The 25,147-nt window shown below is 68.9% G+C and carries 21 protein-coding genes and 1 tRNA gene; 15 read left to right on the top strand and 7 right to left on the bottom strand.

The genetic code is table 11. The features are described from left to right. On the bottom strand, window positions 1–753 hold the full coding sequence (locus tag G6N64_RS24650; protein WP_163800445.1) for an enoyl-CoA hydratase: 753 nt from the start codon (window positions 751–753) through the stop codon (window positions 1–3). A 53-nt stretch (window positions 754–806) separates the two neighbouring features. Here G6N64_RS24650 and G6N64_RS24645 point away from each other — a divergent pair, with 53 nt between their 5' ends. After that, window positions 807–1,508 (top strand): SDR family oxidoreductase, encoded by a 702-nt coding sequence (locus G6N64_RS24645; protein WP_163800444.1) that lies wholly within the window; start codon window positions 807–809, stop codon window positions 1,506–1,508. A gap of 9 nt (window positions 1,509–1,517) precedes the next feature. Here the strand turns inward: G6N64_RS24645 and G6N64_RS24640 are convergent, their stop codons facing one another. Further along, window positions 1,518–2,270, bottom strand: coding sequence for an acyl-[acyl-carrier-protein] thioesterase (locus tag G6N64_RS24640; RefSeq protein ID WP_163800443.1), 753 nt, complete (start codon window positions 2,268–2,270; stop codon window positions 1,518–1,520). A gap of 135 nt (window positions 2,271–2,405) precedes the next feature. On the opposite strand from G6N64_RS24640, the gene G6N64_RS24635 reads away from it, so the two are divergent. Further along, window positions 2,406–3,380 (top strand): isopenicillin N synthase family dioxygenase, encoded by a 975-nt coding sequence (locus G6N64_RS24635; RefSeq protein ID WP_163800442.1) that lies wholly within the window; start codon window positions 2,406–2,408, stop codon window positions 3,378–3,380. 123 nt (window positions 3,381–3,503) lie between these two features. Continuing rightward, window positions 3,504–4,139: a GPR1/FUN34/YaaH family transporter gene (locus G6N64_RS24630; RefSeq protein WP_246230788.1), complete on the top strand. Its 636-nt coding sequence runs from the start codon at window positions 3,504–3,506 to the stop codon at window positions 4,137–4,139. 68 nt (window positions 4,140–4,207) lie between these two features. On the opposite strand, the gene G6N64_RS24625 is transcribed toward G6N64_RS24630, so the two are convergent. Beyond that, window positions 4,208–4,283: transfer RNA gene (locus G6N64_RS24625), tRNA-Arg, on the bottom strand. Window positions 4,284–4,413: 130 nt separating this feature from the next. Between G6N64_RS24625 and G6N64_RS24620 the strand changes: the two genes are divergently transcribed. The 9 genes from G6N64_RS24620 (at window position 4,414) to G6N64_RS24580 (ending at window position 20,568) form a co-directional block, all read left to right on the top strand. Continuing rightward, window positions 4,414–5,898: a wax ester/triacylglycerol synthase family O-acyltransferase gene (locus G6N64_RS24620; protein ID WP_163800441.1), complete on the top strand. Its 1,485-nt coding sequence runs from the start codon at window positions 4,414–4,416 to the stop codon at window positions 5,896–5,898. Next, window positions 5,895–7,625, top strand: coding sequence for an HAD-IB family hydrolase (locus G6N64_RS24615; protein WP_163800440.1), 1,731 nt, complete (start codon window positions 5,895–5,897; stop codon window positions 7,623–7,625). Before G6N64_RS24620 ends, G6N64_RS24615 begins: the two co-directional genes overlap by 4 nt. Continuing rightward, window positions 7,622–9,997, top strand: a complete 2,376-nt coding sequence (locus tag G6N64_RS24610) for a glycerol-3-phosphate 1-O-acyltransferase (RefSeq protein WP_163800439.1) — start codon at window positions 7,622–7,624, stop codon at window positions 9,995–9,997. The genes G6N64_RS24615 and G6N64_RS24610 overlap by 4 nt, the downstream gene beginning before the upstream one ends. Then, window positions 9,994–12,000 (top strand): bifunctional copper resistance protein CopD/cytochrome c oxidase assembly protein, encoded by a 2,007-nt coding sequence (locus G6N64_RS24605; protein WP_163800438.1) that lies wholly within the window; start codon window positions 9,994–9,996, stop codon window positions 11,998–12,000. Before G6N64_RS24610 ends, G6N64_RS24605 begins: the two co-directional genes overlap by 4 nt. A gap of 166 nt (window positions 12,001–12,166) precedes the next feature. After that, window positions 12,167–12,610: a single-stranded DNA-binding protein gene (ssb, locus tag G6N64_RS24600; RefSeq protein ID WP_163800437.1), complete on the top strand. Its 444-nt coding sequence runs from the start codon at window positions 12,167–12,169 to the stop codon at window positions 12,608–12,610. A gap of 68 nt (window positions 12,611–12,678) precedes the next feature. Then, window positions 12,679–14,352: an energy-dependent translational throttle protein EttA gene (gene ettA / locus G6N64_RS24595; protein WP_163800436.1), complete on the top strand. Its 1,674-nt coding sequence runs from the start codon at window positions 12,679–12,681 to the stop codon at window positions 14,350–14,352. A gap of 190 nt (window positions 14,353–14,542) precedes the next feature. Next, entirely contained in the window at window positions 14,543–19,402 is a 4,860-nt protein-coding gene (locus G6N64_RS24590) for an NAD-glutamate dehydrogenase (protein WP_163800435.1), read from the top strand. Further along, entirely contained in the window at window positions 19,399–19,815 is a 417-nt protein-coding gene (locus G6N64_RS24585; protein WP_264002383.1) for an acyl-CoA thioesterase, read from the top strand. Before G6N64_RS24590 ends, G6N64_RS24585 begins: the two co-directional genes overlap by 4 nt. A gap of 60 nt (window positions 19,816–19,875) precedes the next feature. Further along, complete coding sequence (locus tag G6N64_RS24580) at window positions 19,876–20,568, top strand: DUF8185 domain-containing protein (protein ID WP_163800434.1); 693 nt, start codon at window positions 19,876–19,878, stop codon at window positions 20,566–20,568. Between the two features lie 42 nt (window positions 20,569–20,610). Here the strand turns inward: G6N64_RS24580 and G6N64_RS24575 are convergent, their stop codons facing one another. Together G6N64_RS24575 and G6N64_RS24570 are read right to left on the bottom strand one after the other, a co-directional pair. Next, complete coding sequence (locus G6N64_RS24575) at window positions 20,611–22,179, bottom strand: glycoside hydrolase family 13 protein (RefSeq protein ID WP_163800433.1); 1,569 nt, start codon at window positions 22,177–22,179, stop codon at window positions 20,611–20,613. A gap of 21 nt (window positions 22,180–22,200) precedes the next feature. Next, complete coding sequence (locus G6N64_RS24570; RefSeq protein WP_174266878.1) at window positions 22,201–22,605, bottom strand: globin; 405 nt, start codon at window positions 22,603–22,605, stop codon at window positions 22,201–22,203. 132 nt (window positions 22,606–22,737) lie between these two features. Here G6N64_RS24570 and G6N64_RS24565 point away from each other — a divergent pair, with 132 nt between their 5' ends. The 3 genes from G6N64_RS24565 (at window position 22,738) to G6N64_RS24555 (ending at window position 24,137) form a co-directional block, all read left to right on the top strand. Beyond that, window positions 22,738–23,394 carry an HNH endonuclease gene (locus G6N64_RS24565; protein ID WP_163800431.1) on the top strand — a complete coding sequence of 219 codons (657 nt, stop codon included), beginning with the start codon at window positions 22,738–22,740 and terminating at the stop codon, window positions 23,392–23,394. An 82-nt stretch (window positions 23,395–23,476) separates the two neighbouring features. After that, the gene (gene ctaJ, locus G6N64_RS24560) at window positions 23,477–23,680 is read left to right on the top strand and encodes an aa3-type cytochrome oxidase subunit CtaJ (protein ID WP_163802092.1); all 204 of its coding nucleotides are present in this window, start codon (window positions 23,477–23,479) and stop codon (window positions 23,678–23,680) included. Then, window positions 23,667–24,137, top strand: coding sequence for a DUF5130 domain-containing protein (locus G6N64_RS24555; protein WP_174266877.1), 471 nt, complete (start codon window positions 23,667–23,669; stop codon window positions 24,135–24,137). The genes ctaJ and G6N64_RS24555 overlap by 14 nt, the downstream gene beginning before the upstream one ends. A gap of 173 nt (window positions 24,138–24,310) precedes the next feature. Here the strand turns inward: G6N64_RS24555 and G6N64_RS29975 are convergent, their stop codons facing one another. Continuing rightward, on the bottom strand, window positions 24,311–24,451 hold the full coding sequence (locus tag G6N64_RS29975) for a hypothetical protein (RefSeq protein WP_174266876.1): 141 nt from the start codon (window positions 24,449–24,451) through the stop codon (window positions 24,311–24,313). 224 nt (window positions 24,452–24,675) lie between these two features. After that, on the bottom strand, window positions 24,676–25,050 hold the full coding sequence (locus G6N64_RS24550) for an HNH endonuclease (protein WP_163800429.1): 375 nt from the start codon (window positions 25,048–25,050) through the stop codon (window positions 24,676–24,678). Window positions 25,051–25,147: the final 97 nt, after the last annotated feature.

Raw genomic sequence — 25,147 nt, 5'->3', positions numbered from 1 at the left:
TCACTTGCGCTTGGCTGCGGCCAATCGCTGTGCGAACTCCGGTGATTCGATGGAGACGGCTTGCGGGCCGATCTCCACGTCGACGGCGATCCGGTGCTGGTCGAGGTCGACGGTGCCCGGGTTGGCGGTGGCACGCATCGACGCCTTGGTCGACAGCACCACCTCGCGCGGCGCGGACGCGGGACCCGATGCCAGGGCCAGCGCCGCGGCGACGGGATCGTCGGCGATCTCGAGGGCCAGACCGTGCCGGACCGCTGCCTCGGCGTCGAACCGGGCGCCGAACAGCAGCGCCGCCCGCGCCGCCTGCGGGCCGATCGCCCGCTGCAGCATCCACGTGGCTCCGCCGCCGGGGTGGATGCCGAGCTTCTGGAACCGGGGATCGAAGGACGCGTGCGGGCCGGCGATGCGCACGTCCGTCGCGAGCGCCAGGTTGAGGCCGGCACCGACGGCCGCGCCGTTGACCGCGGCGATGGTGGGCAGCGAGCACTGCGCGACGGCGAGGAAGCCGTCGTAGATCACGCGCAGCCCCTCCTCGGTCGCGGCGCCGAGAGCGGTCAGATCGGCGCCCGCGCAGAAGGCCTTGCCGGCGCCGGTCACCACGACCGCGTGCACGCCGTCGTCGGACTGGGCGGCTTCCACCGCCGCTCGCAGCGCGGCGGAACTCTCCGCCGTGATGGCGTTGCGTCGGTCGGGGTCGTTGATGGTGATGAGTGCGACGCGGTCGTCGACCTGCATCAGTACGAGATCGGACACCAGGTCAGCGTAGTGCCACGTGCGGGAGTCGCGGACGTAGCAGGATGGCCCCCATGGATCTCTCTTCGTGCACGGCGCTCGTCACCGGAGCCAACCGTGGCTTGGGCAGGCAGTTCGCGTCGCAACTCCTACAGCGTGGAGCGCGGGTGTACGCAGGGGCGCGTGACCCGGGCACCGTCGACCTCGACGGCGCGACGCCGGTGGCGATCGACCTCGCCGATCCCGACTCGATCGCCGCGGCCGCCGAGACCGCGGGCGACGTGACACTGCTGATCAACAACGCGGGCGTCTCCACCGGAGCCGGCCTCCTGACGGGCGACCTCGACGACGTCCGCCACGAGATGGACACCAACTACTTCGGGACGCTGGCCGTCACGCGCGCCTTCGTTCCGGTGATCGAGCGCAACGGCGGCGGCGGACTGCTCAACGTGCTGTCGGTGCTGTCCTGGCTAGCCATGCCCGCCGCGGGAGGGTACTGCGCCTCGAAGTCGGCGGCGTGGTCCATGACGAACGCGCTGCGCCAGGAGGTCGCAGACCGCGGGATCACCGTGACGGCATTGCACGTCGGGGCGATGGACACCGACATGATGAAGGGCGCCGACGTCCCCAAGTCGGATCCCGCGATGGTCGCCGCGCTGGCGCTCGACGGCATCGCCGACGGCGTCTCCGAGGTGCTGGCCGACGACGTCAGCCGGCACGTCCTGGCCGGGCTGTCCAAGGGCGTCCCCGGGGTGTATCCACGGTTCGAGCGCTGAGGCCGTCGCTCACAGCCTGCGCAACAGGATCGCCGCGCGGACGTCGTCGCCGACGGCGAGTGCGGCGTGTACGTCGTCCTCGCCTCGGGTGTACCGGATCGTGACGTCCTCGCCGTACTGGATCGGCCGGCGGTACTCCACCACCGCGCGGAAGGGCGCGGTGCACACGTCGGGTGCCAGTGCGATCAGCTCGTGCACCGCATGCCAGTAGGCGGTGTTGGTGACGTGTTCGAAGATGTCGATGTCCGTGCGACGCAACGCGAACGGCGTCTGGTCGGTCGTGGTCTCCGGATTCTCTAGCCACGGCCGCCACTTGAGCCGGTGCTCCTGGGTGGTGCTGGCGAAGCGCTCGATCAGGGTGTCGGTCACCCGCTGCGGCGTCAGGGTGTCCTTGTTGATCGCGATCCAGAAGCCCTCGGTCTCGATGCGGCCGCCTTCGCTGCCGACCAGGTCGACGCGCATCGTGCACCACCGGGTGGACAGCGCCGAGCACCAGCGGCTCAACGTCACCTCGGTGGGCCACTCGATCGGCTCGATGACGTCGATGACCGTGCGCTGGACGATCCAGTGCGGGTGGCTCTCGGCCTCGCCGGCGTCGATCAGGTTCTCGGCGCCCGCCTCCTGGATGTAGCGGGCGACGCCGTCGAGGCGCAGGTGCAGGGTGCCGCCGATGTCGCCGGTGGTCACGGGCCAGGAGGTGCGGTAGACGTAACCCTGCTCCGGGAGGGGGCTGAGGCGGTGGTCCACGTCGTTGCTGGGCATCGCGTCATGTGTACCGCACGGCCGATCCGGCATCGCGTGCGGTCGCCGCGTGGCCGGGTCCACGGATCGAGAACGGGTGTGCAGACTTCCTTGACGCGCCTTGGCGGTACGACGCCGGCGGCGGAGGATCGATTCATGCTGCCCGTTCTCGACCTGTCGACGTCGGACGTCGACGCCTTCCGCGCCGCCCTTCGCTCGGCCGCGCACGTCTCGGGGTTCTTCTACCTCGACGGCCACGGTGTGTCGGATGCTCAGATCGCCGAGGTGTCCGCGCTGGCCCGCGAGTTCTTCGCGCTGCCTCCCGAGGAGAAGGACGAGATCAGCCAACTCCAGAGCCCGCAGTTCCGCGGCTACTCGCGACTTGGCGGTGAGTTGACCAACGGCGAGGTCGACTGGCGAGAACAGATCGACATCGGACCCGAACGGCCGACCATTCCCGGTGCCGACGGGTACTGGCGGCTGCAGGGTCCGAACCTCTGGCCACGGCGACCGGAGGGGTTCCGCGCCGCATTCGAGAAGTGGGACGAGGCGCTGTCCGCGGTCGGACTGCGCCTGCTGCGTCACTGGGCGGTGTCCCTGGGCGCCGCCGAGAACGTGTTCGACGAGGCGTTCGCCGAGCGGCCGGCGACACTGATCAAGGTCGTGCGCTACCCCGGAAGCGTCGACAACCCGCAGGGCGTCGGCGCTCACAAGGACTCCGGCGTGCTGACGCTGCTGCTGCTCGAACCCGGGTCCACCGGTCTGCAGGTCGAGGCCTCGACGGGGGAGTGGGTGGACGTACCACCGCGGGCCGGATCGTTCATCGTCAACATCGGCGAGTTGCTCGAGGTGGCGACCGGCGGGTACCTGCGGGCCACCCGGCACCGGGTGCTCGCGCCACGCCCGGGTGCCGACCGCATCTCGATCCCGTACTTCCTCAACCCGGCGCTGGATGCCACCATCCCGATCATCACGCTCCCCGCCGACCTCGCGCGGAATTCTCGCGGTGTGGAGGCCGACCCGGACAACCCGATCTTCGACACCTACGGCGAGAACGCCTGGAAGTCCCGGACGCGAGCGCATCCCGACGTCGCCGAACGGCACCACGGCATCGTCCGGACGGCGCACTGATCATTGCGGTCCCGCTGATCGCAACCCTGTGGTGCGCGCACCGGCGACGTTACGTTTCGAGGCATGTTCGACGTCCGTTGTGCCGCAATGGATTCACGGCACCCACCACCGAAGGGCCACTTCGTGACCGCAACGCTCGACTCCCCGTCCACCCTCCTCGACCAGTCCGTCCCGGACGCGGACCCACCGCCGCGACCCGGCAACCCCGGGCTGGTCGCGCTCCCGCTGATCGTGGCCGGCGGCTTCGGCCTGGGCCTGACCAACACCGGCCTGCTGAACGTCCCCGCCGCGTCGATCCCGATCCTGCTGTCGGCGACCTCGGTGGGCCTGGTCATCGCCACCATCTGGGCGGCCGCGCTGGGGCAGAACGTCAACGCCACCGTCTACGGCACGTTCTTCGGCTTCTACGGCAGCTTCGCCGTCCTGTCGCTGGGCCTGACCCACGACTGGTTCGGCATTGCCGCCGCCGATGCGAGCGCGACCACCTCGCTGTGGCTGGGCAGCTGGCTGCTGACCATCGGACTGTTGACGGTGCTGCTGCTCCGCCTGCCGTGGACCTACCCCGTGCTGCTGCTCGTCGTCGACGTCGCCCTGGTCCTGCTGCTCGTCGGCAGCCTCACCGGAAGCGCGGGGGCCACCCATGCCGGCGGTTGGGCCGTCTTCGTGTTCGTCGCCTTCGTCGTCTACTTCTATGCCGCCTCGCTGTGGGAGGAGACGGGCGGCCGGGCGCTGCCGCTGGGACGCCCGCTCGTCGGGTAGGTCCGCGGGACCCGCGCGGCCGACGCTCGCCGACGGCGGAACTGCACCGTCCGCGCGGGTTCTGGGAGTGGCGCCCCCGGCAGGGATCGAACCTGCGACCAACCGCTTAGAAGGCGGCTGCTCTATCCGCTGAGCTACGGGGGCAGCGCCGCACGAGTGTATCTCCCAGCCGGTTGCCAGACGATGACGCTCCGACCTATTGCGCCCCACGCCGGGGGGCCGCGGACTAGCGTGGTCTCCGCACGGGAATCCCAGGGGAGGAGAGCTACACGCGATGAGCGGCGCGCCAGAGTCGGACGCGGACGGACTGCCCGAGGAGTTGGGCGCGGTCGATCAGCTGCTGCATCGCGGAGAGGCGAACCCACGCACGCGGTCCGGGATCATGGGCGTCGAACTGCTCGACGCCACCCCCGATTGGGACCGGTATCGGGCGAACTTCGAGAACGCCTCCCGGAGGGTCCTCCGCCTTCGCCAGAAGGTCGTGATGCCGACGCTGCCGACCGCAGCGCCGAGGTGGGTCGTCGATCCAGACTTCAACCTCGACTTCCACGTTCGCCGCGTCCGCGCACCAGAGCCCGGAACCCTCCGCGAGGTGCTCGACCTCGCCGAAGTCGCGCTGCAGTCCCCGATGGACATCTCCCGGCCCCTGTGGTCGGCGACGCTGGTCGAGGGTCTCGCCGACGGACGAGCCGCGCAGATCCTGCACCTCAGCCATGCCGTCACCGACGGGGTGGGCGGCGTCGAGATGTTCGCCAACGTCTACGACCTCGAGCGTGACCCACCCGCCGAGGCGCCTGCGCCACTGCCGATCCCGCAGGACCTGTCACCCAACGACCTCATGCGCGAGGGCATCAACAACCTGCCGAACTCGATCGTCGGCGGTCTTCGAGGTGCGCTCGGCGGCGCAGCGCACACCCTCGGCCGTGTCGTGCGCGACCCGCTGTCCGCCGTCGGTGGCGTGTTCGGTTACGCGAGGTCCGGGGCGCGCGTCGTCGGTCCGGTGTCCGAGCCGTCGCCGTTGCTGCGGCGTCGTAGCCTGACCTCGCGCAGCGAGGCGATCGACATCGAGTTCGGTGCTCTGCGCACGGCGACGAAGTCCGTCGGCGGGTCCATCAACGACGCCTACCTGGCCGGGCTGTGCGGGGCCCTGCGCCTCTACCACGACGCGATGGGTCTGCCCGTCGACACGCTCCCGATGGCGGTCCCCGTGAACCTGCGTTCGGAGGACGACCCGGCGGGCGGCAACCGGTTCGCGGGGGTCAATCTGGCTGCACCCGTGTCGATCGTGGATCCGGCCGAGCGAATCCTGAAGGTCCGCGAACAGATGATGCAGAAGCGTGAGGAGAGGGCCATCGACCTGGTCGGGTCGATCGCGCCGATCCTCAGCTTCCTGCCCGATCCCATCCTGGAGTCCGTCGCCGGCTCGGTCGTCGCCTCCGACGTCCAGGCGAGCAACATCCCGATCTACCCGGGTGACACGTTCATCTCGGGCGCGAAGATCCTGCGGCACTACGGGCTCGGTCCCTTGCCCGGCGTCGCCATGATGGTCGTCCTGGTGTCGCGAGCCGGGTTCTGCACCGTCAGCACCCGCTACGACCGAGCCTCCATCACCGACCCCGGACTGTGGGCACGGTGCCTCGCGGCGGGGTTCGACGAGGTGCTCGCGCTCGGCGGCGATGGGCGGGCCGTCCCGGCGTCGTTCGTGCCCGACGCACCCGGAAGCTCGTCCGCCTCAGCCAATGGGAGTGTGCCGCAATGAGTTCGCAGAACGGTCAGAGCCAGCGCAACCTGCGTCTACCGGGATCGGTGGCCGAGATTCTGGCCAGCCCGGAGGGCCCGGAGGTGGGCGCGTTCTTCGACCTCGACGGGACGCTGGTCGCCGGGTTCACTGGCGTCCTGATGACCCGGGACCGACTGCGTCGCAGGCAGATGGGTGTCGGTGAGTTCTTCGGCATGGTGCAGGCGGGGCTCAACCATCAGCTCGGTCGGTCCGAGTTCGAGGACCTGATCGGCAAGGGCGCCCGCATGCTGCACGGCAACTCGCTCGCCGATCTCGACGAGTTGGGCGAGCGTCTCTTCGTCCAGTCAGTACAGTCCCGCATCTATCCCGAGATGCGGGAGATGGTGCGGGCGCACATGACTCGCGGCCACACCGTCGTGCTCAGCTCCTCGGCGCTCACCGTCCAGGTCGAACCCGTCGCCCGCTTCCTCGGCATCACCAACGTGCTCAGCAACCAGTTCGAGACCGACGACGACGGTCTGGTCACCGGCGAGGTGCGTCGGCCCATCATCTGGGGACCCGGAAAGGCGCGGGCGGTGCAGAACTTCGCCGCCGCGAACGGCGTCGACCTCGCCAAGAGCTACTTCTACGCCGACGGCGACGAGGACGTCGCGCTGATGTACCTGGTCGGCAACCCCCGGCCCACCAACCCGGCCGGCAAGCTGCAGGCAGTCGCCATGAAGCGCGGGTGGCCGGTGCTGCGCTTCACCAGTCGCAGCGGGAGTAGCCCCGTGTCCCAGATCAGGACCGTCGCGGCCATCGCGTCGCTGGTGCCCGCCGCTGCGGGGGCCATCGGCGTCGGACTCCTCACACGCAATCGTCGCACCGGCGTCAACTTCTTCACCTCCACGTGGAGTCGTCTGCTGATGACGGTGATCGGCATCGACCTCAACGTGATCGGCGAGGAGAACCTGACGGCCGCGCGACCCGCCGTCTTCCTGTTCAACCACCGCAACCAGGCCGACCCGCTGATCGCAGGCAGGTTGATCAGCGACAACTTCACCTCCGTGGGCAAGAAGGAACTCGAGAACGACCCCCTGATGGGGACGGTCGGCAAGGTGATGGATGCCGCGTTCATCGATCGGGACGATCCGAAGGCCGCCATCGAGGGACTGCGCAAGGTGGAAGAGCTTGCGCAGAAGGGGCTCTCGGTACTCATCGCTCCGGAGGGCACGCGTCTGGACACCACGGAGGTCGGCGAGTTCAAGAAGGGGCCGTTCCGCATCGCGATGGCGGCGGGCATCCCGATCGTCCCGATCGTGATCCGCAACGCGGAGATCATCGCCGAACGCGATTCCAGCACGTTCAACGCCGGCTCCGTCGACGTCGCCGTCTTCCCGCCGATCCCCGTCGACGACTGGACCACCGACAACTTGTCGGACCGCATCGCCGAGGTGCGTCAGCTCTACCTGGATACGCTGCGCGACTGGCCCTACGACGGGCTACCGGAGATGCCGCTCTACGCCGCCAAGAGGGCTCCGGCCAAGAAGGCGGCTGCCAAGAAGGCGCCCGCGAAGAAGGCGCCCGCGAAGAAGGCGCCCGCCAAGAAGACGGCCGCCAAGAAGGCTCCGGCCAAGGCGGTCGGCGCCGATGCGTCGACGGCCGCACCCGCGAAGCCCCGCAAGGCGCCGGCGAAGAAGGCGACCCCCAACGATGCGGCGGCGCAGTCGGATTCGGCAACGCGCACCGTCAAGGGCCGGCCATGAAGGCGTCCGCCGACGAATTCGCGACGTTCCGTCCGACCGGCGACGCGCTCGTCCTGGCGTCGGTCGGCTCACCCGCCGAGCGCGAGCTGCTCGATCATTGGCTCTCGGATCAGCGCAGCAAGCACCCCGAGGCGCGCATCGAGGTCCTCGAACTCCCCGGCGACGACGAGCCGCCCGCGGCCACACTGGCCCGCCTGGTCCAGTTGCTCGACGCCGACGAGAACCGGTCGGTGGTCCCGGCGCGCGTGTTCTGGATCCCTGGCGGGCTTCCCACCCGGTCCAAGGTGGTGGCGTTCCTGTCGGGACGGGACACCTACCGTCCGCCGGTGATCCTGCAGCACCGCATCCTCAAGCGCGATCCGTCGCGTGCGCGGGTCGTCGCGGGCGAACCCGCCACCGTCGCCGAACTCCATCACCAGTGGAGCGACACCACGATCGCCGAGAACCCACGGGAGTTCGCCCACTTCGTGCTGCGCCGCGCCTCCCTCGCCGTCGAGCGGGTGGAGCTGCGCCTGCTCGGTCCCGAGTACAAGTCGCCGCGACTGGTCAAACCGGAGATGTTGGCGTCCAACCGCTTTCGCGAGGGCCTGGAGCAGATTCCGGGTGCCACCATCGAGAAGGCCGGCACGATGCTCGACGAGCTGTCCACCGGGTGGAGTCGGTTCTCCGTCGACCTGATCCCCTCGCTGGGCCGCGCCATCTTCAGTAGGGGCTTCGACCCGAACGTCGACTACGACCGCCCCCAGGTCGAGGCCATGCGCAAGGCGCTGGAGACGCACCCGGCCGTGCTGCTGTTCTCACACCGCTCCTACCTGGACGGCGTCATCGTCCCGGTGGCGATGCAGGAGAACCGGCTTCCGCCGGTGCACACGTTCGCCGGCATCAACCTGTCCTTCGGTGCGATGGGTCCGCTGATGCGGCACTCCGGCGTCATCTTCATCCGCCGCAAGCTCGACGACCCCCTGTACAAGTACGTCCTGCGTCAGTTCGTCGGCTACATCGTCGAGAAGCGCTTCAACCTCAGCTGGTCGATCGAGGGCACCCGGTCGCGCACCGGAAAGATGTTGCCGCCCAAGCTCGGTCTGCTGGCCTACGTCGCGGACGCCTACCTCGACGGTCGCAGCGACGACATCCTGCTGCAGCCGGTGTCGATCAGCTTCGACCAGTTGCACGAGACCGCCGAGTACGCGGCGTACGCCCGCGGCGGCGAGAAGACGCCCGAAGGCCTGTCCTGGATGTACAACTTCATCAAGGCCCAGGGTGACCGCAACTACGGCAAGATCTACGTCCGCTTCCCCGAGGCCGTCTCGATGCGCGAGTATCTCGGCGAACCGCACGGCGACATGACGACCGACGAGAACGCCAAACGGCTCGCGCTGCAGAAGATGGCGTTCGAGGTGGCATGGCGCATCCTGCGCGCCACGCCGATCAACGCCTCGGCGCTGGTATCGGCCCTGCTCCTGACGACCAAGGGGGTGGCGCTGACCCTCGACCAGCTGCACCACACCCTGCAGGACTCGCTCGACTACCTCGAGCGCAAACAGAACCCGATGACGAACAGCACCCTGCGCCTGCGCACGCCCGAGGGGGTACGCGCCGCGGTGGACGCACTGTCGGGCGGGCATCCCGTCACACGCGTCGACGGTGGCCGGGAACCGGTGTGGCTCATCGCCCCGCAGGACGAGCACGAGGCGGCGTTCTACCGCAACACCCTGATCGACGCCTTCCTGGAGACGTCCATCGTCGACCTCGCGCTGGCGCACGCCGCCCGCACCGACGACGACCGCCTCGCCGCCTTCTGGCGTCAGGCGATGCGATTGCGCGACCTGCTCAAGTTCGACTTCTACTTCGCCGACTCGACCGCCTTCCGGGAGCACCTCGCCGAGGAGATGTCGTGGTTCCCGGACTGGGAGCAGGACGTCACGGCCGGCGGCGACCGCATCGACGCGATCCTGCTGCGCAAGCGCCCTGTGGTGGCGGGCGCGATGCTGCGCCCCTTCTTCGAGGCCTACGAGATCGTCGCCGACGTGCTGCGCGACGATCCGCCCGACGTCAGTGAGAAGGAACTCACCCGCCGCGCGCTCGGTGTCGGTGCGCAGTACGTCGCACAGGACCGGGTGCACAGCAACGAGGCGGTGTCGGCACTGCTGTTCGCCACCGCCCGTCAGGTATGCGCTGACCAGGGGCTTCTCGAGCCCGCCGACGATCTGAGCGAGCGGCGCGCGCTCTTCTCCGAGGAATTGCGGACGGTCCTGGCGGACATGGCCAAGGTCGAACGGATGTCCCGCAAGCAGTTCGTCGCGCGCGAGAGGCGTCGTCGCGCCGATGCCGGCGGGGCAGCACGGGAAAACGGTCATACGCTGAAGGCATGACCACCGCAGTCTCGCGCCGCACCGGCCACGGGTCGGTCGTGCCACTCCTGGTGGGCGTCGCGCTGCTGGGCGGTGTCACCGCCGCGGCGATCGCCGGCCTCGCCCTGGCCGACGCGCTGACCGCCACGGGGCTGCCGAACCCCGGGCCGGTGACCAACTACGGTCTGCCCTTCGTCCGCGCCGCCGGCGAACTGTCGGCGGTCATCGCCGTCGGTTCGTTCCTCCTCGCCGCGTTCCTGGTGCCGCCGCAGGCCTCCGGAGTCCTCGACGTGGCCGGGTACCGCGCGCTGCGCACCGGCACCGCCGCATCGGGACTGTGGGCCGTCTGCGCCGCGCTCCTGGTCCCGTTGACGGCGTCGGACGTGACCGGCCAACCGCTGTCGACCCTCGGGCTGTCCGACGTCTGGTCGGTGGCCGGACTGGTCGAGACCGCCGGCGCGTGGCGGTGGACGGCGGCGTTGGCGCTGATCGTCACCATCGCGAGCATCCCGGTGCTGCGATGGTCGTGGACGCCGTTGCTGTTCGGCGGCTCGCTGCTCACCCTGCTGCCGTTGGCGCTGTCGGGGCACTCCTCGTCGGGCGGCTCGCACGACCTGGCGACCAACAGCCTGATCATCCACCTCGTCGCGGGCGCGCTGTGGGCGGGTGGCCTGCTCGCGCTGCTGGCCCACGCCGTGCGAGGGGGAGAGCACGCCGACGTGGCCGCCCGCCGCTTCTCGGCCATCGCTTTCTGGTGCTTCGTGGCGATGGCCGTCTCGGGCGTGGTCAACGCGCTGGTCCGAGTGCGCCTGCAGGACCTCGTCACCAGCAGCTACGGGTGGTTGGTGCTCTGCAAGGTCGCCGCGCTGTGCATGCTGGGTGTCATCGGTTGGCAGCACCGGCGTCGCGGCGTCGCGGCGCTCGCCAAGGATTCGAGCGACCGCGGCGGACTGATCCGTCTCGCCATCGTCGAGGCCGTGATCTTCGCGGTCACGTTCGGCATCGCCGTCGCGCTCGGCCGCACGCCGCCACCCCCGCCGCCCGTGCTCAACCCGTCGATCACCGCGGTCGAACTCGGCTACGACCTCGCCGGCCCGCCCACGGTGGCCCGCATCCTCTTCGACTGGCGCTTCGACCTCATCTTCGGGACGGCAGCCATCGTGATCGCGGCGATGTACGTCGCCGCGGTGGTCCGGCTCCGGCGCCGGGGTGACGCCTGGCCGACGGGTCGCATCGTCGCCTGGCTGTGTGGCTGCGCGGTGTTGCTGTTCACGACGTCGTCCGGCCTCGGGCGGTACATGCCCGCGATGTTCAGCGTGCACATGTCCGCGCACATGCTGCTGTCGATGCTGGTGCCCGTGCTGCTGGTGCTGGGGGCGCCGGTCACACTGGCACTGCGCGCGCTGCCCGCCGCCGGGCGCGCCGACCCTCCCGGCGCGCGGGAATGGCTGCTCGCAGCACTGCACAGCAAGGTCTCGCTGGTGCTGACGAACCCGATCGTCGCGCTGGTGCTCTTCGTGGCCGGGTTCTACGGCCTGTACTTCGGCGGTCTGTTCGACGCCGCCGCGAGCACGCACGCCGCGCACGTCGCGATGAACCTGCACTTCCTGTTGAGCGGATACCTCTTCTACTGGGTGGTCATCGGCGTCGACCCGACACCGCGGCCGATCCCGTCGCTGGCCAAGCTCGGCATCGTCTTCGCATCGCTGCCGCTGCACGCCTTCTTCGGTGTCGTCCTGATGGGCACGCGGGAGGTGCTCGCGGGCCAGTTCTACGAGTCGCTGAAGCTGCCGTGGCACACCGACCTGATCGACGATCAGAAGCTCGGTGGGGGCATCGCCTGGTCGGCGGGCGAAGTCCCACTGGTGCTGGTGCTGATCGCGCTGCTGATCCAGTGGACGCGCAGCGACCGGCGCATCGCTAAGCGATTGGATCGGGCAGCCGACCGGGACGACGACGCCGACCTGGCCGCCTACAACAGGATGCTGGCACAGATGGCCAGTAGAGAATCGGATCGGCGCTAGGCGCCACCCTCGAACGATCGCTCGCTCGACGACCATCCCCAGTCGCACGTCCATCCACAGCCCGGCACCACGAGACCGCCGCCCGGGCCCTCGTCGTCACCCCTCGCACCGTCAATGGAGTCGTCCACCGCGGACATCGCCAGAAGCGACACGAGAGGGAGCACCCATGTACGAGACACCCATCACCATCGTCGGCAACGTCGTCAACGATCCGGTCCACCGCCAGGTCGGCGAGCAGGAGGTCTTCAAGTTCCGCGTCGCCAGCAATTCCCGTCGCCGCGTCGCCGACGGCGTCTGGGAGCAGGGTGACACGCTGTTCGTTTCGGTCAACTGCTGGGGCCGGCTGGTCTCGGGCACCGCGGCGTCGCTGGTCAAGGGCGATCCCGTGATCGTCGTGGGCAACGTCTACACCAGTGAGTACACCGACCGCGACGACATCAAGCGGACGTCGATCGAGATGCGGGCGACGTCGGTGGGCCCGGATCTGGCGCGGTGCATCGCGAAGATCGACCGGAGCAGGAAGCAGACCGAGCAGTCGTCGTCCGAGCTATCGGGCGACGGGCCCGACGACGTGGAGGACGCCGCCGAGGGCCTGCCACCGGCCGCCTAGCGTCCGAGTGCCGCGCCTAGGATGGTTCCCGAGCATTACCCGGGGAGACGAAAGGCAACGGCAACGGCATGGCCGAATTCATCTACACGATGCGGAAGGTCCGCAAGGCGCACGGCGACAAGGTCATCCTCGACGACGTCACGCTGAACTTCCTTCCAGGCGCGAAGATCGGCGTGGTCGGGCCCAACGGTGCCGGCAAGTCGAGCGTCTTGCGGATCATGGCCGGCATGGACCAGGCGAACAACGGAGATGCGTACCTGCAGCCCGGCGCCACCGTCGGCATCCTCATGCAGGAGCCGGAACTCGACGAGGACAAGACCGTCCGCGAGAACGTCGAGTCCGGCGTGGCGATCAAGGGAAAGCTGAACCGGTACAACGAGGTGGCCGAGCTGATGGCCACCGACTACACCGACGAACTCATGGAGGAGATGGGCGTCCTCCAGGAGGAGTTGGACGCCGCCGACGCCTGGGACATCGACTCCCAGCTCGAACAGGCCATGGACGCACTGCGCTGCCCGCCGCCCGACGAGCCGGTCAACCACCTGTCCGGCGGCGAGCGTCGCCGCGTCGCGCTGTGCCGCCTGCTGCTGTCGAAGCCGGACCTGTTGCTGCTCGACGAGCCCACCAACCACCTCGACGCCGAGAGCGTGATGTGGCTCGAGCAGCATCTCGCCGACTACAAGGGCGCCATCCTCGCCGTCACCCACGATCGGTACTTCCTGGACAACGTCGCCGAGTGGATCCTCGAACTCGACCGTGGCCGGGCCTATCCCTACGAGGGCAACTACTCCACCTACCTGGAGAAGAAGGCCGAGCGCATCGCGGTGCAGGGCCGCAAGGATGCCAAGCTGCACAAGCGCCTCACCGAGGAACTGGCGTGGGTGCGGTCGGGGGCCAAGGCCCGCCAGGCCAAGAACAAGGCGCGTCTCGGACGGTACGACGAGATGGTCGCCGAAGCCGAGAAGACGCGGAAGCTCGACTTCGAGGAGATCCAGATCCCGACCGGCCCGCGCCTGGGCAGCGTCGTGGTCGAGGTCAGCCACCTCGACAAGGGCTTCGAGGGTCGCACGCTGATCAAGGACCTGTCGTTCACGCTGCCCCGCAACGGCATCGTCGGCGTCATCGGTCCGAACGGCGTCGGCAAGACCACGCTGTTCAAGACGATCGTCGGCCTGGAGAGCGCCGACAGCGGCGAGGTGAAGGTCGGCGAGACGGTCAAGCTGAGCTACGTCGACCAGAACCGTGGCGGCATCGACCCGAAGAAGAACGTGTGGCAGGTCGTGTCCGACGGCCTCGACTACATCGAGGTCGGACAGAACGAGATCCCGTCGCGCGCCTACGTGTCGGCGTTCGGCTTCAAGGGACCCGATCAGCAGAAGCCTGCAGGCGTGCTGTCCGGCGGTGAGCGCAACCGCCTGAACCTGGCGCTGACGCTGAAGGAGGGCGGCAACCTCATCCTCCTCGACGAGCCCACCAACGACCTCGACGTCGAGACGCTGAGCTCGCTGGAGAACGCGCTGGAGCAGTTCCCCGGCTGCGCCGTCGTCATCTCGCACGACCGGTGGTTCCTGGACCGCACCTGCACGCACATCCTGGCGTGGGAGGGCGACGACACCAACGAGGCCAAGTGGTTCTGGTTCGAGGGCAACTTCGGTGCCTACGAGGAGAACAAGGTGGAACGACTCGGTATCGATGCGGCCCGTCCGCACCGGGTGACACACCGGCGCCTGACTCGGGATTGATCCGGCGGGGCAGTCCACGCAAGCGTGGCTCCAGCGCAGCGACCCGGGGGAGGATTCATCCGGCGGGGCGGGAGCGCAGCGACCCGGGGGGCGATAGTGTCGCCTGTGCGTGTCCCGATGCCGCGGTCCGCCATGAGGGGCCGTCGGCGTCGGCCAACGACGGACGACGCGCAGGCGGGAGCGGATCGGAATGACGGACGGCGGCAGGGACTTCGACGGCTCGGGTGAGGCGACGACGGTGCTGAAGAAGGATCCGGTCACCAGCCTCGCGCGGGCATATCTGCAGACCCATCAGGGCCCGCACGGCGACGCGCCCGCTGCCGACTCCGCGGTGACCGCGCCCATCACCCTGACGGCCGGCGGGGGGCTGGTTACCCCGGCCCTGCTGGCCGCACACAGCAAGGTGGGCCGTCAGCGGGCGGCCGGTGAGACCAACGTCGCCGTCTACGCCTCGGGCGACCAGTCGGGCATCGGCCCGGCGATGCAGATCGTCACCGACCACAGCGCCATGCTGATGGACTCGGTGACGGTGCTGCTGCACCGCCTGGGCGTGGCGTACCTCGCGATCATGAACCCCGTGTTCCGGGTTCGCCGCAGCGCGAGTGGCGAAATGCTCGACATGTGGCCCGCCGCCGACCCCGACGCACCGCGCGACGGCGTCGAGGAGTCGTGGATCCACGTTCAGCTCTCACCGTCGGCCGACGCCGCCACGGTGACCGAGGCCGCCACCCTCCTGCCCAACGTGCTGGCCGACGCGCGGCAGGTCGCGATCGACTCGGGTGGTCTGAACGCCACCCTCGTCGGGCTGGCGAACGCCCTCGACTCCGACATCGCGGGCAGTTTCTCCGCCTACGACAGGCGCGACGTGGCGGCGTTGCTCCGATGGCTCGCCGCGGGGCACTTCGTGCTACTCGGCTACCAGCGCTGCGCGGTGCGCGACGGCCAGGCGTCCGTCGAGCCCGCGAGCCGGCTCGGCGTCCTACGGCTGCGCACCGACGTGCTGCCTCAACTCACCGGCGAGGACGACCTCCTGGTCCTCGCGCAGGCGACGATGCCGAGCTTCCTGCGCTACGGCGCCTACCCCTACATCGTCGTGGTGCGCGAGAACGCACCCGGCGGGCAGACGATCGAGCACCGCTTCGTCGGTCTGTTCACCGTCGCCGCGATGAACGCGAACGTGCTCGAGATCCCGCTCATCTCGCGTCGGGTCAACGAGGCGCTCGCGTTGTCGCACGGCGACCCGAGCCACCCCGGGCAGCTGATGCTCGACATCATCCAGACCGTCCCGCGCTCGGAGCTGTTCTCGCTGAGCGCACGGCAGCTCCTCGACATGGCGAAGGCGGTCGTCGATCTCGGCTCCCGGCGTCGCGCGCTGCTGTTCATGCGCGGTGACAAGCTCGCCCACTTCGTGTCGTGCCTGGTGTACCTGCCGCGCGACCGGTACACCACCGCGGTGCGCCTCGAGATGCAGGACATCCTGGTCCGCGAACTCGGCGGACTGTCGCTGGAGTACACCGCGCGCGTCAGCGAATCCCCTTGGGCTCTGGTGCACTTCACCGTCAAGCTGCCCGACGGCACCAGCCCCGAGAGCGTCGACGTCTCCCAGGAGAACCAGGACCGCATCCAGGGTCTGCTGACCGAGGCCGCCCGCACCTGGGGGGACAGGCTGATCGGTGCGGTCAAGGACGGCATCATCGATCACCGCCACGCCGCGCACTACGCCGCCGCGTTCCCCGAGGTCTACAAGCAAGCGTTCAGCCCGGTCGACGCGATCGCCGACATCGAGATCGTCGAACAGTTGCGTGACGAGTCGGTGAAGCTGGTCTTCACCGAGGGCAGCGAGGATCACGCCGCGCAGCTGACGTGGTACCTGGGCGGCAGGTCGGCGTCGTTGAGCGAGCTGCTGCCGATGCTGCAATCGATGGGCGTCGTCGTGCTCGAGGAGCGGCCGTTCACGGTCACCCGCGCCGACGGCCTGCCGGTGTGGATCTACCAGTTCAAGATCTCTGTGCACCCGTCCATTCGGGAGGAGGCCGACGCCGATGCCCGCGCGGCCACCGCGACGCGCTTCGCCGATGCGGTCACCGCGATCTGGCAGGGCAGAAGCGAGATCGACAGGTTCAACGAGCTGGTCATGCGGGCGGGCCTGACCTGGCAGCAGGTCGCGATCCTCCGGGCGTACGCGAAGTACCTGCGGCAGGCCGGTTTTCCGTACAGTCAGTCGCACATCGAGACGGTCCTCAACGGCAACGCGAAGACCTCGGCGGCGCTGGTGCGACTCTTCGAGGCCCTGTTCGATCCCACGGAGTCGGACACCCGGCCCGATGCGCAGGCCGCGGCCGCCGCCGTCGCCGCCGACATCGAGGCGCTGGTCAGCCTGGATACCGACCGGGTGTTGCGGGCGTTCGCGTCGATGATCCAGGCCACGTTGCGGACCAATTACTTCGTCACCCGCGCGGGGTCCGCCCGCGAGCAGAACGTGCTGTCGGTGAAGCTGAACCCCGGTCTGATCGACGAACTCCCGCTGCCGCGACCGAAGTACGAGATCTTCGTGTACTCGCCGCGGGTCGAGGGCGTGCACCTGCGGTTCGGCAACGTCGCGCGCGGCGGACTGCGGTGGTCGGACCGTCGCGAGGACTTCCGTACCGAGATCCTCGGTCTGGTCAAGGCGCAGGCCGTGAAGAACGCCGTCATCGTGCCCGTCGGCGCGAAGGGCGGGTTCGTCCTCAAGGATCCGCCGCTGCCGACCGGTGACGCCGGCACCGACCGCGACGCCCAACGCGCCGAGGGCGTCGCCTGCTATCGGCTGTTCATCAGCGGATTGCTCGACGTCACCGACAACGTCGACACGGCGACGGGGAACGTCGTCTCCCCAGACGGCGTGGTCCGGCGCGACGGCGACGACGCCTATCTGGTGGTCGCCGCCGACAAGGGCACCGCGACCTTCTCCGACATCGCCAACGACGTCGCCAAGTCCTACGGCTTCTGGCTCGGTGACGCGTTCGCCTCCGGCGGATCCGTGGGCTACGACCACAAGGCGATGGGCATCACCGCCAAGGGTGCCTGGGAATCGGTCAAGAGGCACTTCCGCGAGATGGGCGTCGACACGCAGACGCAGGACTTCACGGTCGTCGGCGTCGGCGACATGAGCGGCGACGTCTTCGGCAATGGCATGTTGCTGTCCAAGCACATTCGGCTCGTCGCGGCGTTCGATCACCGGCACGTGTTCCTCGATCCGAACCCGGATGCGGCGAGTTCGTGGACGGAGCGCAGCCGCATGTTCGAGCTGCCGCGGTCCAGCTGGGACGACTACGACCGCTCCCTGATCAGCGAGGGCGGCGGCATCTACAGCCGTGAACAGAAGTCCATCCCGGTCAGCCCGCAGGTGCGTACGGCGCTCGGTCTCGGCGCCGACGTCGAGGAGATGACGCCACCCGCGCTGATGAAGGCGATCCTGCAGGCGCCCGTCGACCTGTTCTGGAACGGCGGCATCGGCACCTACGTGAAGGCCGAGACGGAATCCGACGCCGACGTCGGCGACCGCGCCAACGATCCGATACGCGTCAACGGGAATCAGTTGCGCGCGCACGTGATCGGCGAGGGTGGCAACCTGGGCGTCACCCAGCGGGGTCGCATCGAGTTCGACCTCGCCGGCGGCCATGTCAACACCGACGCGATGGACAACTCCGCGGGCGTCGACTGCTCCGACCACGAGGTGAACATCAAGATCCTCGTCGACGCACTGGTGACCGCGGGCAAGGTGAGTCCCGAGGAGCGCACCGAACTGCTGATGTCGATGACCGACGAGGTCGGACATCTGGTGCTGGCGGACAACGCGTCCCAGAACGACCTGATGGGCACGAGCCGCGCGAACTCCGTCAGCCTGCTCTCGGTGCATGCGCGTCAGATCAAGGAGCTGGTCGCCACGACGGGACTGAACCGCGAGCTGGAGGCGCTGCCTGCGGAGAAGGAGATCAGGCGTCGCGCCGAACTGGGCCTCGGCCTCACCTCACCGGAGATCGCCACGCTGATGGCGCACGTGAAGTTGGCGCTCAAGGACGAGCTGCTCGCCACCGACCTGCCGGACCAGGAGGTGTTCGCGGCACGGCTGCCCGACTACTTCCCGGCGCAGCTGCGCGGCCGGTTCACTTCCGACATCAGGTCCCACCAGCTGCGTCGAGAGATCGTCACCACCATGTTGGTCAACGATCTCGTCGACACCAGTGGCGTCAGCTACGCCTACCGCATCAGCGAGGACACCGGCGTCGGACCGGTCGACGCCGTGCGCAGCTACGTGGCGACCGACGAGATCTTCCGCGTCGGTGAGGTGTGGCAGCAGATCCGGGCCGCCGGGGCGGCGGGGGTGCCCGTCGCCGTGACCGACCGCATGACGTTGGACCTGCGCAGGCTCATCGACCGGGCCGGACGCTGGCTGTTGAACTACCGGCCGCAGCCGCTCGCGGTGGGTGCCGAGGTCAACCGCTTCGCCGCGAAGGTCGCCGAACTGACGCCGCGAATGTCGGAGTGGCTGCGCGGCGACGACCGGGACATCGTCGTCACGCAGACCCGGGAGCTGACCGACAAGGGCGTGGCCGAGGATCTGGCGCGGATGGTGGCGACGGGCCTCTACCAGTACAGCCTGCTCGACGTGATCGACATCGCGGACATCAAGGACCGCGACGCCGCGGAGGTCGCCGACACCTACTTCGCGCTGATGGACCACCTCGGCACCGACGGGCTGTTGACGGCGGTCTCCGGACTCGCACGCGACGATCGCTGGCATTCGCTGGCGCGGTTGGCGATTCGTGACGACATCTACGGCTCGATCCGGGCGCTGTGCCTCGACGTGCTGGCCGTGGGCGAGCCCGACGAGACCGGTGAGCAGAAGATCGAGGAGTGGGAGCTGACCAACAGCTCGCGCGTCGCCCGTGCGCGGCGCACCCTCACCGAGATCTACGGCGACGGCGAGAAGGACCTCGCCACCCTGTCGGTGGCGGCGCGGCAGATCCGCAGCATGACGAGAACCAGTGGGACGGGCAGTCATTCGTGACCGGTGAGCGCTACGTGTCGCCGGTGCCGATCCGGTGGTCCGACATCGACATGTATCAGCACGTCAACCACGCGACGATGGTGACGATCCTCGAAGAGGCGCGGGTGCCGTTCCTGTCGACGCCGTTCGCCGACGACTTCGTCACCACCGGCCTGCTGATCGCCGACGTGCACGTCGCCTACAAGGGCCAGCTGCGTCTGGGTGATTCGCCGCTGCAGGTGACGATCTGGGTGCAGCGGCTCCGTGCGGTCGACTTCACGCTGGGCTACGAGGTGCGGTCCGTGCTCGCCGATCCCGACTCGAAGCCGGCCATCATCGCCGACACCCAGCTCGCGGCGTTCGACATCGAGGAGCAGAAGCTGGTGCGACTGGCGCCGCATCATCGGGAGTACCTCCAGCGTTTTCAGCGATGAGCGCTTGCGTGAAGAGCAGAGGGCGGCGATGAGCGCTTGCGTGAAGAGCAGAGGGTTGCGATGAGCACGCATGGCGAGCGCGGGCTGTGGCTCGCCGACCCCTCACACCGAGAGGATATGACGACCTTCGTAGACCGCGCGCTGCGGTTGGACGAGTCGGCGGTCATCCGGCTGCGTGAACGTCAGGGCGGTCAGGTCGTGGCCTGGGTGGCAACGGGTTTCGACGTGCTGGCCAGTCGCGTGGTGTCGGGTCGGGTGCGTCCTGCGGACCTGTCGGCCGGAGCGGACGCGCTGTCGGTGGCGTTGCCGCGGATGGACCTGACGGGTTTCGTCGAACCGGGCTTCGCGATGGACTCGGCGTGGCGCGGTGCGTTGCCGCCAGACGGTGGGTTCGTCCACCTCGACGACGTGCCGGCCCGCGCCGTGCTCGACCTCGCCCAGCGTGGCGTGGCTCTGTCCAAGGAGCACGGGAGTGCCCACGGTCCGCCGGCCTCGCTGCTGGATCAGGAGGTGCTCGCGGTGAGCGCCGGAGACGAGTCGGTGGGAGTGCCGATGCGATGCGTATTCGCCCTCACCGCAATGGGTTTCCTCCCGCAGACGTCCACTCGGACCGACGACTTCACGCCCGAGTCAGTGGCCGCCGACGAAGTGGTGCGGGTCCGTGCGTTACCGGCCTGGTTGCGCGTCGACGCCCGCTTCGGCAGCGTGTACCGCCGTCGCGGCTCGGCCAGTCTCGCGATCTCGGCACGCTGAGTAGCGTCGACCGCTCCTCGACGCGCCGAATTCGCGGAGGAGTCAGCGAATCCAGGCAGCGGCGTTCGGCGGGAGATCGCCGCCGACAAGTGGAGCGCTGGTGATCAGCACGTCCTCGTCCGACAGCGGGACGGGATGGTCGGTCGCGTTCAGCAGGCACGTGACCCCGTCGGTGCCCTGGAACGCGAGCACCCCCGTCGGCACCGCCAGCCACTCGACGCCGGCCCCCAGGTCGCCCCGCGAGTGCCGGATCTCGATGGCGGTGCGGAACAACTCGAGTGTCGACCCCGCCACGCCGTCCTGCGCCTCGACCGTCAACGACGACCAGTCGGGCGGCATGGGAAGCCACGTGTCGGCCGACGACGAGAACCCGTAGGGCGGTTCGTCTCCGGACCACGGCATCGGTACACGGCAGCCGTCGCGGCCGCGCTGGGTGCGGCCCGACCGTTCCCACGTCGGGTCCTGCAGCACCTCGTCGGGGAGGTCGACGTTGGGCAGCCCCAACTCCTCGCCGTTGTAGACGAACACCGCGCCCGGCAGCGCCAGCATCACCAACGCCATGGCGCGGGCACGAGCCAACCCGACCGCGCCGCCGCCGTACCGCGTGACCTCGCGTTCCACGTCGTGGTTCGACAGCGTCCACGTGGGGGGCGACCCGGCGAGATCGGCTGCGGCCAATGAGTTCTCGATGGCCTCCCGCACCTGCGCGGCGTCGAAGTCGGCGCGTACCAGGCGGAAGTTGAAGCCGAGATGCAGTTCGTCTGGCCGCAGGTACTTCGCGAAGTCCTCGTTGTCGAACACCCAGATCTCGCCGATCGTCACGGCGTCCGGGTGGTCGTTCACGACCGTCCGTATGCCGCGGTGGATGGCGTGGACGCCGTCGTTGTTGAACCGCGGATCGTCGGCGTCGTGGGTGAGCATCTCGGCGTCGGGGCGCGGCATGTCGGGCAGTCCCGGCGGCTTCGCCATTCCGTGCGCCACGTCGATGCGGAACCCGTCGATGCCGCGCTCCAGCCAGAACCTCAGCGTCTTCTCGAGGTCCTCGAACGCCTCGGGGTTGTCCCAGTTCAGGTCGGGCTGCTCGGGATCGAAGATGTGCAGGTACCACTGGCCGGGGTTGCCGTCGGGCTCGACGACCCGGGTCCACGCCGGACCGCCGAAGATCGACACCCAGTTGTTGGGCGGGTGCAGGCCGTCCGGGCCCTGGCCGTCGCGGAAGACGTAGCGCTCCCGCTGATTGCCGCCCGGTCCGGTGGCGAGCGCTGCCTGGAACCACGGGTGTGCCGAGCTGGTGTGGTTGGGCACCAGATCCATCGTCACCTTGATGTCTCGCGCGTGGGCTGCCTCGACCAGTCGGTCGAGCGCCTCGAGACCACCGAACAGTGGGTCGACGTCACGCGGATCGGCGACGTCGTAGCCGTGATCGGCCATGGGGGACACCATGACGGGGTTGAGCCACAGCGCGTCGACCCCGAGTCGGGCGAGGTAGTCGAGGCCCTCGGTCACGCCGTCGAGATCACCGACGCCGTCGCCGTCGCTGTCGCGGAACGAACGCGGGTAGGCCTGATAGAAGACGGCGCGGGACCACCACGCCTGACGGGACTCGGTCACGCCAACCCATCCTGCCGCAGATCAGAACGACGAGTTGACCATCGACTGCGCGGCCATCTCCAGATAGTCGAGCAGCGCCTGCCGGTGGGCGTCGTCGAGTGTCCTCGAATCGATCTCGGCGACGGCGGTGTGCATGCAGCGCAGCCAGGCGTCGCGCTCCAGGAAGCCGATCTGGAACGGCGCGTGACGCATGCGCAGCCGGGGATGACCGCGCTGGTCGGAGTAGGTACGCGGACCGCCCCAGTACTGCTCGAGGAACATCCGCAACCGGACCTCGGCGCCGTCGAGGTCGTCCTCGGGGTAGAGCGGGCGCAGGATCTCGTCGTCGCGCACCAGCTCGTAGAACCGCCCCACGATGGTGCGGAACGTGTCGGCCCCGCCGACCGCGTCGTAGAACGACTCAGGTTCCTCTGTCACGACGTCCATTGTCCTTGCCGGGGGACGGCGCCGTCGAATCCGTCCGCGTCACGAGCTGTTCACCGAACTGACCTGCGAACACGTCGAGAATTGTCGTGCAGTCCGCACCGATCCGTGGTGGACTGTCTCCTCGGAGGGCGTATGTCGCAGCGTGGAAGAGTTCGCGGCCACCGGCACCATGGGACCGCGGCCAGCTCGTCTGGAATGTTGCCTGCCCCCGACCAGCCTCGAACACTGCACGCGGCCGCGGAGCCTCGCGTCGTCGGCAAGGAGGCGTCCATCTGGGGACGCCGGCGGGTGCTGCTGCTCAACTCGACCTACGAACCGCTGACCGCGCTGCCGATGCGGCGCGCGGTCATCATGCTGATGTGCGGCAAGGCGGACGTCGTGCACGACGACCCGTCGGGTCCGGTCATCCACTCCGCCACCCGCACGATCACCGTGCCGTCGGTGATCCGGCTGCGCACGTTCGTCCGCGTGCCGTACCGGGCGCGGGTGCCGATGACGCGCGCCGCGCTGATGCACCGTGACCGCTTCCGCTGCGCGTACTGCGGCAACAAGGCCGACACCGTCGACCACGTCGTACCGCGGAGCAGGGGAGGAGACCACTCCTGGGAGAACTGCGTCGCAGCGTGCGCGCAGTGCAATCACCGCAAGGCCGACCATCTGCTGTCGGATCTCGGCTGGACTCTGCGATCGGCGCCGCTGCCGCCCAAGGGGCAGCACTGGCGGCTGCTGTCCACCGTCAAGGATCTGGATCCCGCGTGGATGCGCTACCTCGGCGAAGGCGCGGCGTGACGGCAAGCCGTTCGCGCACACCGCGTCGAAGGCCTGCTGATAGATTCTGCTCGTGAGCGAAGTCGCTGTGGCCCATTCCCTCATGGGCGGAATCCCGTTGCTGGTGGCATTGATCCTCGTGGCGCTCATCTATCGCCGCAAGGGGCCGCATCCCGCGACCTACGAGCTGTCCCAGGAGTGGACGCACGCCCCGATCCTCTGGGCGGCCGAAGAACCCGCGGACCACGGTCACGCCGACCATGGTTCGCACTCGATCGTGGGAGGTGGCGCAAGTGGCCGGTGGTGAGATCGTCAAGACGTCCGACAATGCGGTACTGCCCTACGGCGCCGCGCAGACGCTCAGCGGACGGATCTCCGCGGTCACCGAGCCCGGCGAGTTGTCGGTGCACTACCCGTTCCCGATCAAGGACCTGGTGACGCTCGACGACGCGCTCAAGTACGGATCACGCGCGGCCAGGGCCCGGTTCGCCGTCTACCTCGGTGACCTGGGCGCCGACTCCGCCGCCACGGCGCGCGACATCCTCTCCCGGGTGGCGACGCCGGAGAACGCGGTGCTGCTGGCCGTCTCGCCGAACGAGAAGGCCATCGAGGTCGTCTACGGCTCGGAGGTCAGGGGCCGCGGCATCGAAGAGGCGGCACCCCTCGGTGTCTCCGCCGCCGCGGCGTCGTTCAAGGAGGGCAACCTCATCGACGGCTTGATCAGCGCCGTGCGCGTGCTGTCGGCGGGCGTCTCGCCCCGCTAGATCTGCTCCCCGCGAGCGTGCTTCCCGCGAGCGGGTTGCCCCGCGAGCGTGCGTGTCTGCGGCCGACACGCCGCACCGGACCCTGATTTCGCGCACGCTCGCGAGAGCCGCACCGGCCTCGGAAACGACGAAGGCCGGTGATCCCCGTGGGATCACCGGCCTGAAAGATCTATCTACTGCTCGGCGTCGTGCCTCTGCGCGATGGCGATGAGTTCTTCGCGCACCGTCGACTGCGGCAGGGAATTGATGCGTGCGTACAGGCGGCGCCGATTCATGGCGCGCGTGAAGTCCGCGCGGTACTTCGAGATGGACATGCCTACTCCTACGTTGTGCCCCGGGTCACAGGGCTGTGGTTGCTGTGCGCCCGCCGACATGAGGATCGCCCAGTCGGCGGGCTCCTCAATGGTCCGTGTTAACGGCGTGTAAATCAACTTCTGACGTGTGAGTTCAGACTCATCGGACGGCGGTCGTCGCATCAGCGATCGGCGGTCAAGCCCAATTGGCGGCGGTGGTCAGGAGGTGGCTACGCGTTTGCTAATTATTCGCCTGACGGCTGACCGGCCGACACCTGGGCCAGTATCGCCGCGCGAATCCGGACGTAGCGTTCGAGGAAGGCGCGCTCGTCGAGGCGCTTGCGGCGCAGCCAGCCGGTCACCTCGTCGTTGCACTTGCTGGCGTTGCATGGCCCACAGGCCGGGACGACGTTGTCGACGGTGTAGCGGCCGCCGCGCGAGATCGCCATCACGCAGTCGCGCTGTAGCGGCCGCCCCGTCACCCCGCAGTAGGCGCAGCCGTCGTCCCAGGCCGTCTTGATCGTCAGCCATTCGACCGGCGTCAGGTCGTTGACGACGGCCGCGACCCGGCGCGTGCGTCTGCGCGCCGCTCGCGCCCGTCGACTGTTGGTTGCCGCCACCCGGCCATCATGGTGCGCGAGCGTGCGCGAACTCGGGTTCGGCTGCGGCGTGTCGCCTGCAGACACGCACGCTCGCCGAAAGAGCCCCACGCCGGCA

Source organism: Mycolicibacterium sediminis (genome assembly GCF_010731735.1).
Lineage (GTDB): Bacteria > Actinomycetota > Actinomycetes > Mycobacteriales > Mycobacteriaceae > Mycobacterium > Mycobacterium sediminis.
The sequence above is the reverse complement of the archived record's forward strand: the minus strand, read 5'-3'. Positions and strand labels throughout refer to the sequence as shown.